The sequence below is a fragment of the Bacillus sp. 105MF genome (assembly GCF_000374885.1).
Lineage (GTDB): Bacteria > Bacillota > Bacilli > Bacillales > Bacillaceae_G > Bacillus_A > Bacillus_A pseudomycoides.
On sequence record NZ_KB895573.1, the window covers coordinates 93232 to 106769 of the forward strand.

The 13538-nt window shown below is 33.8% G+C and carries 15 protein-coding genes and 2 pseudogenes; 2 read left to right on the forward strand and 15 right to left on the reverse strand.

Annotation, left to right across the window (positions count from 1 at the left end; all coding sequences use genetic code 11):
• Nucleotides 1-72: 72 nt before the first annotated feature.
• The 5 genes from C564_RS0113825 to C564_RS0113845 are packed head-to-tail and all read right to left on the reverse strand — an operon-like array spanning nt 73 to nt 3948.
• On the reverse strand, nt 73-1134 hold the full coding sequence (locus C564_RS0113825) for a hypothetical protein (RefSeq protein ID WP_018765718.1): 1062 nt from the start codon (nt 1132-1134) through the stop codon (nt 73-75).
• A 14-nt stretch (nt 1135-1148) separates the two neighbouring features.
• Nucleotides 1149-1622 carry a tetratricopeptide repeat protein gene (locus C564_RS0113830; protein ID WP_018765719.1) on the reverse strand — a complete coding sequence of 158 codons (474 nt, stop codon included), beginning with the start codon at nt 1620-1622 and terminating at the stop codon, nt 1149-1151.
• The gene (locus C564_RS0113835) at nt 1606-2409 is read right to left on the reverse strand and encodes a Cof-type HAD-IIB family hydrolase (protein ID WP_018765720.1); all 804 of its coding nucleotides are present in this window, start codon (nt 2407-2409) and stop codon (nt 1606-1608) included. The genes C564_RS0113830 and C564_RS0113835 overlap by 17 nt, the downstream gene beginning before the upstream one ends.
• A gap of 12 nt (nt 2410-2421) precedes the next feature.
• Entirely contained in the window at nt 2422-3138 is a 717-nt protein-coding gene (locus C564_RS0113840) for a phosphopantothenoylcysteine decarboxylase domain-containing protein (protein ID WP_081621474.1), read from the reverse strand.
• Nucleotides 3139-3141: 3 nt separating this feature from the next.
• Nucleotides 3142-3948 (reverse strand): aminoglycoside N(3)-acetyltransferase, encoded by an 807-nt coding sequence (locus C564_RS0113845; RefSeq protein WP_018765722.1) that lies wholly within the window; start codon nt 3946-3948, stop codon nt 3142-3144.
• Between the two features lie 330 nt (nt 3949-4278).
• Here C564_RS0113845 and C564_RS0113850 point away from each other — a divergent pair, with 330 nt between their 5' ends.
• Nucleotides 4279-5007: a CPBP family intramembrane glutamic endopeptidase gene (locus C564_RS0113850; protein ID WP_018765723.1), complete on the forward strand. Its 729-nt coding sequence runs from the start codon at nt 4279-4281 to the stop codon at nt 5005-5007.
• A 106-nt stretch (nt 5008-5113) separates the two neighbouring features.
• Here the strand turns inward: C564_RS0113850 and C564_RS0113855 are convergent, their stop codons facing one another.
• From C564_RS0113855 to C564_RS33485, 9 genes and pseudogenes are all read right to left on the reverse strand, one after another.
• Nucleotides 5114-6328 (reverse strand): GNAT family N-acetyltransferase, encoded by a 1215-nt coding sequence (locus C564_RS0113855; protein WP_018765724.1) that lies wholly within the window; start codon nt 6326-6328, stop codon nt 5114-5116.
• 120 nt (nt 6329-6448) lie between these two features.
• Nucleotides 6449-7177, reverse strand: a complete 729-nt coding sequence (locus C564_RS0113860; RefSeq protein WP_018765725.1) for a histidine phosphatase family protein — start codon at nt 7175-7177, stop codon at nt 6449-6451.
• 193 nt (nt 7178-7370) lie between these two features.
• Nucleotides 7371-8309, reverse strand: a complete 939-nt coding sequence (locus C564_RS0113865) for a DMT family transporter (RefSeq protein ID WP_018765726.1) — start codon at nt 8307-8309, stop codon at nt 7371-7373.
• A 93-nt stretch (nt 8310-8402) separates the two neighbouring features.
• Nucleotides 8403-8918, reverse strand: coding sequence for a DinB family protein (locus C564_RS0113870; protein WP_018765727.1), 516 nt, complete (start codon nt 8916-8918; stop codon nt 8403-8405).
• Nucleotides 8915-9859: an alpha/beta hydrolase gene (locus C564_RS0113875; protein ID WP_018765728.1), complete on the reverse strand. Its 945-nt coding sequence runs from the start codon at nt 9857-9859 to the stop codon at nt 8915-8917. Before C564_RS0113875 ends, C564_RS0113870 begins: the two co-directional genes overlap by 4 nt.
• A 24-nt stretch (nt 9860-9883) precedes the next feature.
• Complete coding sequence (locus C564_RS0113880; RefSeq protein ID WP_018765729.1) at nt 9884-10384, reverse strand: GNAT family N-acetyltransferase; 501 nt, start codon at nt 10382-10384, stop codon at nt 9884-9886.
• A gap of 62 nt (nt 10385-10446) precedes the next feature.
• Nucleotides 10447-11001, reverse strand: a complete 555-nt coding sequence (locus C564_RS0113885) for a GNAT family N-acetyltransferase (protein ID WP_018765730.1) — start codon at nt 10999-11001, stop codon at nt 10447-10449.
• Nucleotides 11002-11016: 15 nt separating this feature from the next.
• Nucleotides 11017-11718 (reverse strand): nucleotidyltransferase domain-containing protein, encoded by a 702-nt coding sequence (locus C564_RS0113890; RefSeq protein WP_018765731.1) that lies wholly within the window; start codon nt 11716-11718, stop codon nt 11017-11019.
• Nucleotides 11719-11733: 15 nt separating this feature from the next.
• Nucleotides 11734-12417 (reverse strand): annotated as a pseudogene (locus tag C564_RS33485) (DNA alkylation repair protein).
• 203 nt (nt 12418-12620) lie between these two features.
• On the opposite strand from C564_RS33485, the pseudogene C564_RS33490 reads away from it, so the two are divergent.
• A pseudogene (locus C564_RS33490) lies at nt 12621-13317 on the forward strand (GNAT family N-acetyltransferase).
• Here the strand turns inward: C564_RS33490 and C564_RS0113905 are convergent.
• On the reverse strand, nt 13276-13527 hold the full coding sequence (locus C564_RS0113905) for a hypothetical protein (RefSeq protein WP_018765735.1): 252 nt from the start codon (nt 13525-13527) through the stop codon (nt 13276-13278). The pseudogene C564_RS33490 and the gene C564_RS0113905 overlap by 42 nt on opposite strands.
• Nucleotides 13528-13538 lie beyond the last annotated feature (11 nt).

A 13538-nucleotide genomic window follows, 5' to 3' on the forward strand; every position in this document is an offset into this window, starting at 1 on the left:
TCATATTTTCTAATCTTTTACGATGAAAACCGGCAAGTCTCTCGCTTGCCGGTTTTACTGATTCCTATTCTTTTATTCTCTATCTTGCACTAGTTTTCCATCAATCGCTTCATAAAATTCCCGCTCATCATCCACATTTACATGTACACGATTCACCTTTTTGGTAAACCCATATAATAACTGCGCTGTTAACGGCTCTTTTAATTTTATTTCAAAAGTAGCCGGTTCCTTTATAAATTCCATTACCGTTGCTTCGAATACTTCTTTTCCTTCTTTCTTCGTTAATACCTCGCCTTTATAAAATGTAATCTCCTTTATTTGAGTAAATGGGATTATGATTTTCTTCCCAAATCCAACTTGGATAATTACTTCCGTTTCCGTCATCATATATGGATTCGTACGAATTGCTTGTATCTCAGCTAAAAAATAAAGAATTCCATATAGATTTACAATAAGTAAGCCCCAAGCAACTACCTCATTCCACTGATGAAGTAAATAATGAAATCCAATTGATTCAATTAATGTTGCGTGAATCAGCATAATATAAAACGGGATTGCTCCGGTCTTTTTATGATATGAAAAAACATGCTGACTTTCCGGCATCTTTGTACGCCACGAGAATAAAGCATAGTAAAATAATTTACATTCCGAAACAATAACATCTACTACAGTATTTCTTTTCAACACAGTATCAAAGGCTTTATCAATTGCAAAGGAGAATGATGGATATTCGTTCTTATATTGTTTATAACATCGTATAACCGTAGGCAAAGCTCTAGCAATCTTATACAGCATAAATAACTCTAAACCTATAAACGCAATTTCTCCTGCCACTAAAATATAAGAAACAAACGAAAACGACTGTAAATAATCGCTTGGAATAACAAATCTTGCGGCAATATAGCCTGCTATTACAACTGGAAATATATAAGTTAACGAATAGCGTTTACGTATAATAAAGAAATACGTAATGACTGGAATGACAATAAGAAAATCTAACAAGGACCCTAACACCATTTCCTTCGGTACAGCGGGTACAATAGGAAGTGTATATGCTAGGTAATTTGATATTACAATTAAAGCTATAAAACCAATCGAAATATTTCTTCTTTTACGTGAAATGGATTTACTCATATAATCCCACCTTTTTATTTAAAAATCTCATTAAGATGATCTTTATAGAACAAAATAGCTCGTTCATATTCTTTTACACCTTCTAGTTTTACAACAGTTTCAAGCAATAATTTCATTGCTTCTTCATATTCTTTAATGTTATATTTGGCAATGGAAAGAAATACTTTCATGGTATCATTGTCTGGAAACTGTTTGATTCCAGCTTCTAACGTAACAATCGCTTTATTATATTGACCAATACAGCGATATGTGCTACCGAGTCCAATATATGCCCCACATAATGATTCTCCTTTAAGTCCATTTACAATTGCTTTTTCGTAAAATGGAACAGCTTCTGTTTCAAGTCCCATTACATCATGTATACAAGCGCATTCATAGAGGACTTCTGGATTTTGAGTAAAGTTAGTTAACCCAATGAGTATGTCCCTTGCTTGTGCATATTTTTTTTCATTCCGAAATTGAATCGCTTGCTCAAATAACTGTTTCACCTGCATCGCTCCTTATTTGATCCAGAATAGATGCTACACCATCATCTTCATTGCTATCAGTTATGCAATATGCTAATTCTTTTAACTCTAAAATTGCATTTCCCATCGCAATTGGATAACCACATTCTTTAAACAAACCAATATCATTCCAATCATCACCAAATACCATGACTTGCTCTGCACTTATCTCATGCCTTTGGCACCAATTTAACACAGCATTCTCTTTCGAAACATTATGCCCCATAATTTGGACAAGCTGATTTTGATCTGTACAAATTACATTTACTTTATGTCGAAATTGTTCTTCTAATTTCTCATGATGAGAAAACGAGTGTAACAGTATTTTAGATACAGAGCGTTGCTTCATTTCTTCATTTGTAATCACAATAGGCTTTGTTGCTGTTATAAAATTTGTTTTTATATTTTGATTAATGTAACATGTATCTTCCACCTCAATAGCGATGAAAGAATCAGGTTCCTTCTGCGTAACAAAATTGATAATTTCTGCGGTATACATAGCATCAATTGGGTAATGGTAATTCATTTTTGTTATTTGATCCCGTAATAGGGCGCCATTGTAATACACCATCATGCCAATATTCTGTAATTCCTTGGGAAGAAACTGCTTTACAGAACGAGGAGCTCTTGCTGTCGCAAAAATGATATGTATACCTTTTCTATGGCAATCCATAACCGCTTTTATATTTCTCTCTGATACCTTCTTTTCGTTATTTAATAATGTACCATCTAAATCTAATACAATAACTTTTATATTTTTAAAAAGCATAAGCTCCTCCTTCTATTTACATATGACCATACTTATTTCGTTTACACGATTACACAAATCTTCTAACCTGTTTACAATCTCTTTCGCTGTTTCATCTTTCCCTTCACAAACCCAAACATTGCCATCTTCTCCAATCACATGATGAATGGCTGCATGTGAATACAGTGAATGCGGAGAATTTGCTATCATCAGATTTGCTTTTGCCTGTTCCATTCTTTCACTTGCTCGTTGGATTAATCCAGCTTCTGTGACATCGCTTTCAAGTTTAAATCCAACTAAAATCGTTTCCGGATCCCATTGTTTAATTTGTTTTAATATTTTAGGTGCCTTTTGAAAATGAACGATTGGTGCTATATCACTCGAAATCTTCCCATTCTTATCAAGTTCATTTCCTTCTTGATCACAAATTTTATCAACAATCCAATCCGATCCAGCTGCCGCCATAATCACAGCATCGATTTTCTCATGTGTAATGATACTTTTCATTTTATCTTGTAAATCAATAATACCTTCAAATGGATGTAATTCTAATTCGCTATTTGTAGCATTCGGTTTTTCAGAAAAATAACCATGTAAGTATATGACATGTGCTCCTTTTGACATCGCTTCTTCAGCAAGAATTTTTCCGATTGTACCTTTTGCTAAATTCGTATGACCACGTACTTGATCCCATTTTTCTAAACAGCCACCACTCGTAATTAAAATCTTTTTCCCCTTCATCATAACCATCCCTTACTTGTTTTTCGAACGAAACCATTGTACACCAAAGTCAACAATTTCTCGTTGTTTCATTAATCTACACGTTGCATTTCCTACTTTACCAATTGTTACAGCGTTTATATGTTCAAACTCTTTTCCAATCTCAACAAACAGGTCAGAATCATAGTCCATTTCATCGAACTCTTTCCACGCCCTTACGTTATTTTCTATAATGGGTGCTCCAACTTTTATTAATTCACGTGCTCCTGTACGTATTTCAGATAAGTGAATCGATGTATTAGAATCGTAGCCTACACCTATCAACAATACATATCCATCTAAATCATATATTTTCTTTAGTGGTGAGTACTCTCCAAAACTAATTGAAAGTGAATGCTCCGCTATAATAGCCTCCGCATGTTTCCCCCATGCAGCAAAACTATTTAACGGATGATTACTACGTTTTACATTTGGATATGTACGAAAACATTCTACAACTTTCCCCATCGCGCGTGTTGGAGTTATATCCGGATGAAACGCTGGAACATTGTCTCGAATAATTTGCCACCAGTTTTCTGGAACGGGTGGCCTTACCCAGTTTTTCGGATCAGACAAATCCGACGTTTGAGTTGGCATGATAATCGTACCTTCTTCAGTAATTACATTCATTAAAGCTTCAACTACGGCGACGGCCCCACCAGATACCCAGCCAATTGAGCTCAAAGAAGAATGGACGATCACTGTCATTCCTGTTTTAAGTCCTAATGCCTGTAAATCATTCGATATAGTTTCAATTGTATTTGGTAATTGCGTTTCTGCCACAATGTCGTTTATTTTCATGATTACTCCCCCATAAGGTTCTCTCTACGCTTATAAACTATCAAATTGAATTTTAAATCTCATCAATATATTATCATATTTTTCTTAATTTTTAATCCAAACGCCAAAGAGACCTCCTAAAAAATTCTGTTCATACTGACTTATGTATCCTAGACAACTGAACCATAGCACTACTCCATATACACTTGTATTATTATGGTAAATATCATACAATAAAACCGACTGGTCGGTCTATAAAAAGAAGAATTATGAAAGACTATCACAACCTTGCATAGCGTCAACATACATAAAAGGTCTTTCTTAGTCTATTTTCAAGGGAGATGAAACCATATGTTCAACTGGATCTTTGTATTCAGCATTGCTATACCAGGAATTGTTACAATGAGCTTAGCGGAACAAAAAATAAACAAAAAGTTAGAAAATACTCCAGAAACACCCTCTATCTACCTAAGTCTTTTTATCCATACTCTACTCGTTTTACTTTTTTCCGGAATGGGTGCATTTTTCTTATCAAAGATCCAAGATGGAAATATTATTTTACCGAGCAACATTGGTGAAGCAGTTCTAATTGGAGTAATTTGCTCCCTCGGACACGTTATTATATATTATGGATTCTTTAGAAAAGTTATTGATAAAGAAACGTTTCTACAAATTGAATATCAGCGCCATAGTGTAGGATTAGGAGCCAGAGTCTTATATGGCGGAGTTGTTGAAGAAATCATCTTCCGGTGGGGTCTTATGTCACTTTTCATCACGTTGATGAGTTTTTTTCATGCTGTCACTCAGATTATTGTAGTTCTTGGAATTATCCTATCTAGTATTCTATTTGCAGTCACACACTTTCTAGGCGTAAAAGGAATGAAAAAATCAAGATGGCTATATTCTTATGCTGTATTAGGAAATTTGTGGGTAGGTATTTTTTGTGGCTGGCAATTCTGGTCGAATGGTTTAATTGCCGCTATCATTGTTCATATGCTTTTCCACCTATTATTGTATCCTTGTGAACTGTGGTATCGTAAAAAGCTAGGGAATGATGAAACGAATGCTGTAAACATGTAACATTTTTCTTGCCCCATTAAAAGTGCAATAATTGAACATGTATGAATTACCTACATATGATAAAAGCCCCCTTTTGTATTCACTTTAGAAGGAGGCTTTCAACCGTTTAAAAATAATCAAAAAAGCATGGCGGTGAATCCGGAATTAAATTCTCAAGCACCTCTATCATTTCATGACTTCCTTTTATTCTTCCGATATCATACAAAAATGCAGGGCTTTTATAACTTAATAACATAGTTGTTAATGTTTGAATCGTTAAGGACATTCCCTCCATATTATTTGGTTCTTTCTCATATGTTATATGTAATTGTTTGTCATAATCCCACTCTAAAGAAAAAGTCCCTTTATTCCACTCCAACATTGGATCATCTATATGTAAAATTAGCTTTTCATTTTTTACATGTTTAAATGGATATTGTTTCAGAAAACCAACTACATCGACAATTCTTCCCATATAGTAAGGGGCGATTGTCTGTTTTATTTCACTATCTTCAAGTAAGAAAGCAACCGGTTCATGAACGCATGTCTTTCCTTTAACATAATACACCATTGAAAAGTGTGCACTAATGAAATTCCATAACCCTCTTCTCGCCTCTTCATTTAAGTAAATCATTTCTTCTATATAAAACTTCTCTTCAAGGACACGATAAAATAAATAGCCATGTGGAATATCTTCATCTGTATAATAAATTGCTAATTGCAAATCAATTGTTTCCTCACGAAATCGTTCTTCCCATGCAAGTGTATTTCGAACCATCGCTCCATTTGTTTTTCTAGCAAACTCATCATAAACTTTTTCTTTTTCTTTACTTTTTAATCCAACTCGCCTTACTCGGCCACTAATGTTTCCACGATACTTAGGAAGCTGTGTATCTTTAATTTGGTATTCGATGATATCAGAAATAATTTCCCAGCCTTTTTTGCGATAATAAGGAATCGAGTAAGGGAACAAATAAGAAATATATTGTCCATTTTCTCTCATCGTTTTTAAGCTTTCTTTCATTAATGAGTTCATTAATCCATGCCCTGCATATTCTGGATATGTACCAACTCCAGTAACTCCTCCCATTTCATAAATCACACCATGGATATTTATTTGGAATGGCAAAACAACAATTTGAGAAATTAATTTATCATGATCAAACCAGCCTAATGCAGTCCCTGGCTTTAATTGATGGCTTTTCTTTTGTACCATCTTCTCTTCATCATTAATCATCTTTTTAGAAACTTGAAACACATATTTCATTAAGTTTGAAAACTGATCCACTTCGCTTTCCTTAATAGGTCTCATAATCAAACCTTTATAATACTTCTCATTCATTTTCATATGCTCCTTTGTAACACAAACTAAAATATCATATTATTTTTATCATTTAGTTAGTATATACAAAAGATAATGAAAACACGCATACAGCATTATCAAGACTGTATGCGTGCATTTTTATAATTCCACAATTTCTCTTCCTTTTTCAGCATAACTCATATCGCCAACAGATTCGATTTTATATGCCCCATCTTTATAGAGAATTTTAGTTACACTTGCATTTTCTACTCCCATTTTTGTTTTACTACTATCAAGCATTTCTACTAATGTAGTGATCATCAGTCCATGAGATACGACTAAAACGTTACCTCCTCCATTTTTAGCGGTGTCTTCGCTAATTTTATCGATTTCTTTTTTTATACGAGTTGAAAATACTTCCCAATTTTCAGCTTGTTTCGTAGTGTCTGCTTCTGCAATGAAATTCGTAATTTCTTTAATAGAGAACTTCATTAATTCAGATACTGCTTTAACACCAGCAGTATCTTGCATAGCCTTCCACATATTTTCAATCTTATCGCCTTCAAAAATCCCAAAATTCAATTCACGTAAATCTTTCCGTTGTTCAAATTTTAACTTTGATTGTCCACTATACTTTAATACTAAGTTAGCAGTTTCAATTGCACGGCCACTATCACTACTATACGCATCAACAAAAGGTATATCTTGTAGTCCATTTCCTAAACCCTTCGCTATTTCAATGCCCTTCTCTACTAATGGAGAATCTGCCCAGCCTTGTACACGTTCACTAGTGTTTAACATTGTTTTTCCATGTCTAGTAATATATAACGTAACGGTATTATCCTTGTTATTATTTGTTAAGTTCATATCTTTTTCCATATTCATCATTCATGTCTCTCCCTTTAGAGTAATCCATTGCTTGTAAAGTCACTGCTTCTTATCGACCAAAACTTAAAAATCTACTTCCTTTACTAACAACTATATTATAATTTTAGTTTCCATCAATTCATATTTTTTAAACGAAACAAAAAAGAACAGACCCTTATAATTACGAATCCATTCCTTTTCTATCTTTCATTTTTTATGCTGTTATCTTTTCTTCCTTTTTCATAACAACTGCAACATAACTATGCAGAATCATTCCTACAACAACTAAACTCATTCCAGTCCATGATAATGATGATGGAAATGGAGCAGATAGCCAGATTAATTCTCCGAGTAATGCAAATAAAACTTCACCTGACTGCGTTGCTTCTACTGTTGCCAATTTCTGCGGATCATCCTTTACAAGATCTGTTGCAAAGAAAAATAATACAGTCGCAATTAAACCAGAACTAATTGCTACGATGAAGCATTGAAAAACTTGGTCACTTGATGGTAATCCATTTGTAGAAACCTCATAGCCTGATAACAAAAACCAAAATGGTAAACTTGCGAGTGTCATTCCAAGAACTCGTTGAAAAACATCTAACTCTCCTTTACATACTTGCATCATTTTTCGATTTCCAAGCGGGTAAGCAAATGCTGCTACAATTACGGGCACCACACATAAAACTGTTTCACGAATCCCTAAAGAAGAAGCATGTTCCACTTGCATAAGAAGCACACCTAATAATATGACAGCAGACATCATCAATTCTTTCATTGGAATTTTTTTATGTAGCGAATTTGTTGCAAATAATGGTGTTAATAAAATCCCTGCTATAATTGTAATTTGCCATGTTGAGGCAACGAGCCATCCTGGTCCAAATGCACCTGCGAAACTAAGTGGTGCGTAAAAAAGACCGAAGCCAACAATACTCCATAACAACCACTCTTTCGGATTACTTTTCATATATTGAAAGAGTTGCTTTAAATTCCCTCTATACATGACAATAATTAAAAGTAGTGGAACCATAAAGTAATATCGTAACGATGCACTCCAAATCCAGCTTCCGCCTTGTAAATCCATCGCACGGTTTAAAATAAATGTAAAGGCAAAGAAAAACGATGCCAATACCCCCGCTGCAATTGCTTTCATCCTAAAACCCCTTATACATTTTTTCTTCTACTATATAACAGAACACAATTAATTTAAAATAAATTTCATACTACAAGTGATATCTTTGTACATTTATCTAGAATCATATCGGTACAATTTCCGCAATCGACTTATATGAGCTTGATGATACCGATTATGATCAGCTATATGCCAGATTCCCCACCTAATCGTAGCAGTTTCACCATCTTCATAATATACTTCTCGTGTTAAGTCTGCTTCTGTTAGCTTCATACATTCATCATAAAACATATTTTGAACATCTTCATAATCTCGCATGATTTCTCGCAAAGAACCTTTTGTTGTATTAGGTAATTCTCCTTTTTCATCAAGCATAGGACCATATTTTTCTTGTAATGATAGCGGAACTTGCGCACCTTTCAAGCGATACACCCAATGTAAATCTACAACCGCTAGATGTTGAAGAATCTGCCCAATGTTATTTTCATCATTAGAAGAACCTTTGTAATGTAGTTCTTCTTTCCCTACATCCTTTACTAATTCTCTTAATCTTTTGAATGTATCACTTACAGTAGCATATAACACTGCAACGTGAGGGTTCATATCCATTTCTACATATAAATCTTTCACTGCAATTCTCCTATCCAACTCTTAATACTTTCATTGATCTCATGTGCCTTTTCATGATGAATATAATGATTTGTATTTGGAAATATAATCTGTTCCGTTCTTGAAGATATTTTTAACAGTTCATTCTGCGTTTTCTCCCAATTTTCATATCCATTATTTGTTGCGGAAAATTGCAATACTGGCAGAGTTCCTAGATCCCCTTGTTCTATTACCTTTTTACCATTTCTACTCATCCACTCTAATTCTTCTTTCATATTTCGATTATTTGTATTTTTAAGAGCCATTGAAATTTTAAGTTCTTGTAATTCTTTTGGTAAATTAGGGATATCTATAAATACGTTATCCATGATTCCAAAAAATGATAACGTACGCAATATGCCGATATTTTTAGCTGTATTCATTGTGTGCCAACTAACTTTCATACCTATATCCATTTCAAAATTCTGTGCGTATTCCGGACTAATTCCATCGATAAAAACTAATCCCTCAATTTCATTTGGATATAATTGTGCATAACGAATACTTTCTAATGCTCCCATTGAATGTCCTACTAATATAAAGGGAGGTTTCTCATCAGACTCTATTAATAATGCATGCAATTCGCTTATAACTGTATCAATATCCCTACTTCTCTCTGTTTTTTCACTGTATCCGTAGCCAGGTCGCTCATACACAACTACTCTATTTTCTTTTTCTAACTTATTATACAGTGGATAAAAATCTGCATACGGTGTAGTCGTTCCACTTCCTGCTGTCATAACTATCACTGGTTTATCCTCACGTTTTCCTGTTGCAAAAATGTGCATATCATGATTGTTAACTTCAATTATCTTACCAGGTACTTCCGTATAATTATTTACACAAATAGCTTGATACAGTACACTAGCAATAAAAACAATTAACGCAATAAACAAAACAATACGCTTCTTGTTTTTAAACATCAGATACTCCTTTTGGATATATTTTTAGAGAAATAAAACCATATGTTCATCATCGCGGTATATGCCATTCATTTTTAGTGCCTTTTTTTCTATCCCATACGTTGTAAAACTCATTGATTGATACAATTTTTTTGCTGCTTCATTATCTGAAACAACCCCTAAACTAATTTGCTCTATTTTTAGTTCTCTTGCCTTTTCAATTAACGCTCGAATTAAGCATTTTGCTAAGCCTTTCCCTCTACTTTGATGATCTACATACATGGCAACAAGATGCCCTTTATGCTTATATGCTGCTTTTTGTTCCGTTAGTAACGTTACTACACCCATTAGTTGATTCTCTTTATTAAAAGCACCGAATGTGTAACTAGTTTTTGAATTTAAATTTCGAACAACTTCCTCAACAGGGTTTTCTTTTTGCATCGCTTCTTCATAAGTTGTCACGAATGATTCTGGATTCATTTGTAGTGCTTGTAAGCGTAAGTTCCAATATTGTACTGCATCTAAGTCTGATAAAACTCGAATCATTTGTATGCATCCTCTCATCATTAAATTTCTAAACTTAATCCACTTTTGTTTACATAATAATATTATATGTTCAAAACTTTTTTATTAATAATTTCATATTCTTCTTTCAACATACTAAAACGATACCGATTAATAAATGCACCTTCTCGTAATCTATCATTTCGCATGATTCCTTCACAAACAAACCCAGCCTTTTCATAACTTTTTATCGCATTTATGTTATCCGCATCAACACGTAGCCACACTTTCTCTAGACCAAATTCATAAAATCCAATTTGTAACATGCTGTATAGCGCCGCAATACCATATCTTCGCCCCCAATATTCTTTGTTACCAATTGCAATTCCTAATTCAGCATTTTTATTCGTTGTATCAAAGTTTTTTAAATCGACCCAGCCGATATGCACACCATCTCTAGTAACAATAGCTCGTTGTTCATACCCATTTTCTCGATTCATACACATCTCAATCCATCTTTTTGTCTCATCACGTGTAAACGGTGGATATTGATCAGGTACAACTAAATGTTTTGTTACTTCTTTATCTAATGACCATTGATATCGATCTTCTATATCTTCTAGTGAAAGTTCTCTTAATTGAACAATTGGTACATTCATTTTTCCATCTCCCTTTTATTTCCCTATAGAAAAACCTTCAAACAACCTGCCTCCATAGTTTTCTAAAGTGTTCTCTACAAAAGCAATAAGTTTCTTCTTCTCTCCAGTTATATAAAAATGATCAAAAGCTTCAACAAATTGCTCTGCAAATAATTCATCATATTTTCTTAACATCCTAATAAACCATTTAGAATTTCCAACCCATTGTCCGTTTACTCGAAGTACAAATTCATGAACTAAATCAGCCAAAAGATTAGCAATAAACAATTCTTCTTCCCTCTTTGTCGCACCAATAAAATCGTCTAGTGCATCCGTAATAAAGTAACGCTTCTGTCTGATAAGTTCTTCTGTCCACTTTTCAGGACCTTTATCTAATAGTTGTTGTGCTTCCTGCTTCAAGTTCGTCACGATTTTCTTTTCTCCTTGTAAAACAATTCCCTCCGCAACAAGTTGAGGTAAAGAAGGTCGTCCTCGCTCACAATCACTTTTAAAAAATTCTTTATATGTTTTAAAATTATGTACAAAAACTTCAACTGGCCAACCATTGCTAAAAAAAGATTCACGATAACAATGAGATAGACTATCATCCAATATTACAATATCAAGGTCAGATGTTTTGGTTGCTTCTCCCCTTGCAATACTTCCTCCTAATAAAGCGACGTCGCAATGTGGAAATTGTGATTCAATAATTTTTCGTGCAGCGTCAATTGCTTTCATGCTGTTCTCCTTCTTTCATTTTCTTTTTTTATTTCTTTCTCTATCCCGTGCTTTTATAATATATGCCTCTGCTTCAGGTGTTTTACATGAAGTGGCACCATGATCAACATCAACCTTTCCAATTTCACGTGCAATTGTGATTGCTTTTTGCTCAAGCTCATCATTTCGAATTCCAATCGCAATAAGTGCACTATTCATTGCTTCTTTTTTTCGATTTTTTTCAGTATGTATATGAGCCTTAATTTCTTTTAAAAATGGTAGGAAAAATTCGTCTTCTCACGATTTATCCTTTATAGCAACATGAGCGAGTAAAGACCAACCCGCTCTACCAATCCATTCATCTTGAGATGCTGTCCACTTTTTCAATTTCTCTATTGCAATTGGAGACGAACTTACAGCAGACATGAGTACATCCATCAAACAATAATAATCAACCTCTTGTACCCATTCATCCAACTGCTCTGACGTGAATTTTTTTGGATCAACAATCATTGTAGCTAATGTCATTGCATCCATATTTTTTGTTTCCCATAATGACATGGCTAATTCATGATCTTTTTTGATTTTCTTCTTTAATTGTTTTAAGTTTGCAAAACTAACACCAAATAGTGGCTCTTTTGCCCCATGGTTCCTATATGTTTTACGATTTTGTTCTGTTCCACATTCCTCAAGCTGATGCATGACTTCTTCTAATATCATTTGGGCACCTCGTTTTTATGTTATTTCTCCTTGCCTTAAATACGCACTTACGATATATTCGACATTATTTATTATTTTCCTAGTTTTTATTTTTAAATACGGTATGTGAAATTAAATAAACCTAAAAAAAGATGCAATGAAATATCTTACCTAACTAAAGAAGGAATTTTGATTTTTATGTTATATAATATTACACATATGCAATGAATAAGGGGGTGAATGATACATTGCTTTCGAATTTTGAATTAATGTCTATTCAGACTGAAGTTTTATTTTCTCATAATCAATTTGGAAAAATAACAAGTATTAACGAACCTGAAAGAACAGTTGCACCTCGTTTTTTTCTTGGTCATACAAAAGATGGTACGATTAGACGATATCGCTTTAATCTACCCAACGTTCTAATAAATGAGATTGAAGAATTATTTACCAATCATCCTAATCACATAGATTTAGCAAAAATTATGCACATACTAAGCGGAGAACAGCCGATACATAAAATCTGGATAGGGCCTGCTTTTGTATTTCCAAATAATCTAGATAATCCTATCCGAACAATAAAGATTACGGAGACAAATAAAGAACTTCTTCAATACAGCTTTCCAAATTTATTACATCAGTTAAAATGGCGACAACCTTGTTTTGTAATTCTTGAAAACGAAATGATTGCTTCTATATGCTGTAGTGCAAGAAGTACAACTATAGCCGCTGAAGCAAGTGTAGAAACATTAGTGTCCTTCCAAGGGAAAGGACACTAATGTTGTAGCAGCTTGGGCGAAAGCCGTACAAGAGGAAGGTCGTATTCCTCTTTATAGCACTTCTTGGGATAATTTCGCTTCACAAGCAGTAGCAAAAAAATTAAAACTGATTAACTATGGAACTGACATTCACTTCTCTTAAAACTGCATCTATATTACTTTCTGCTATCCATTTCAGCTGATTTTTCAACTTATTTTGAGCTTGAGCTCTTCCAAACCCCTTATCACTTTCTATCCTCCTCGACAAGATGGGATCCACAAAATGAATTAATTCTACCTCCAATACTTCAAATGCTCTTTCTATATATTCAATATTTGAATGATGGGCATGTAAACAAGCTATTTTTTTCACTTTTATCACAC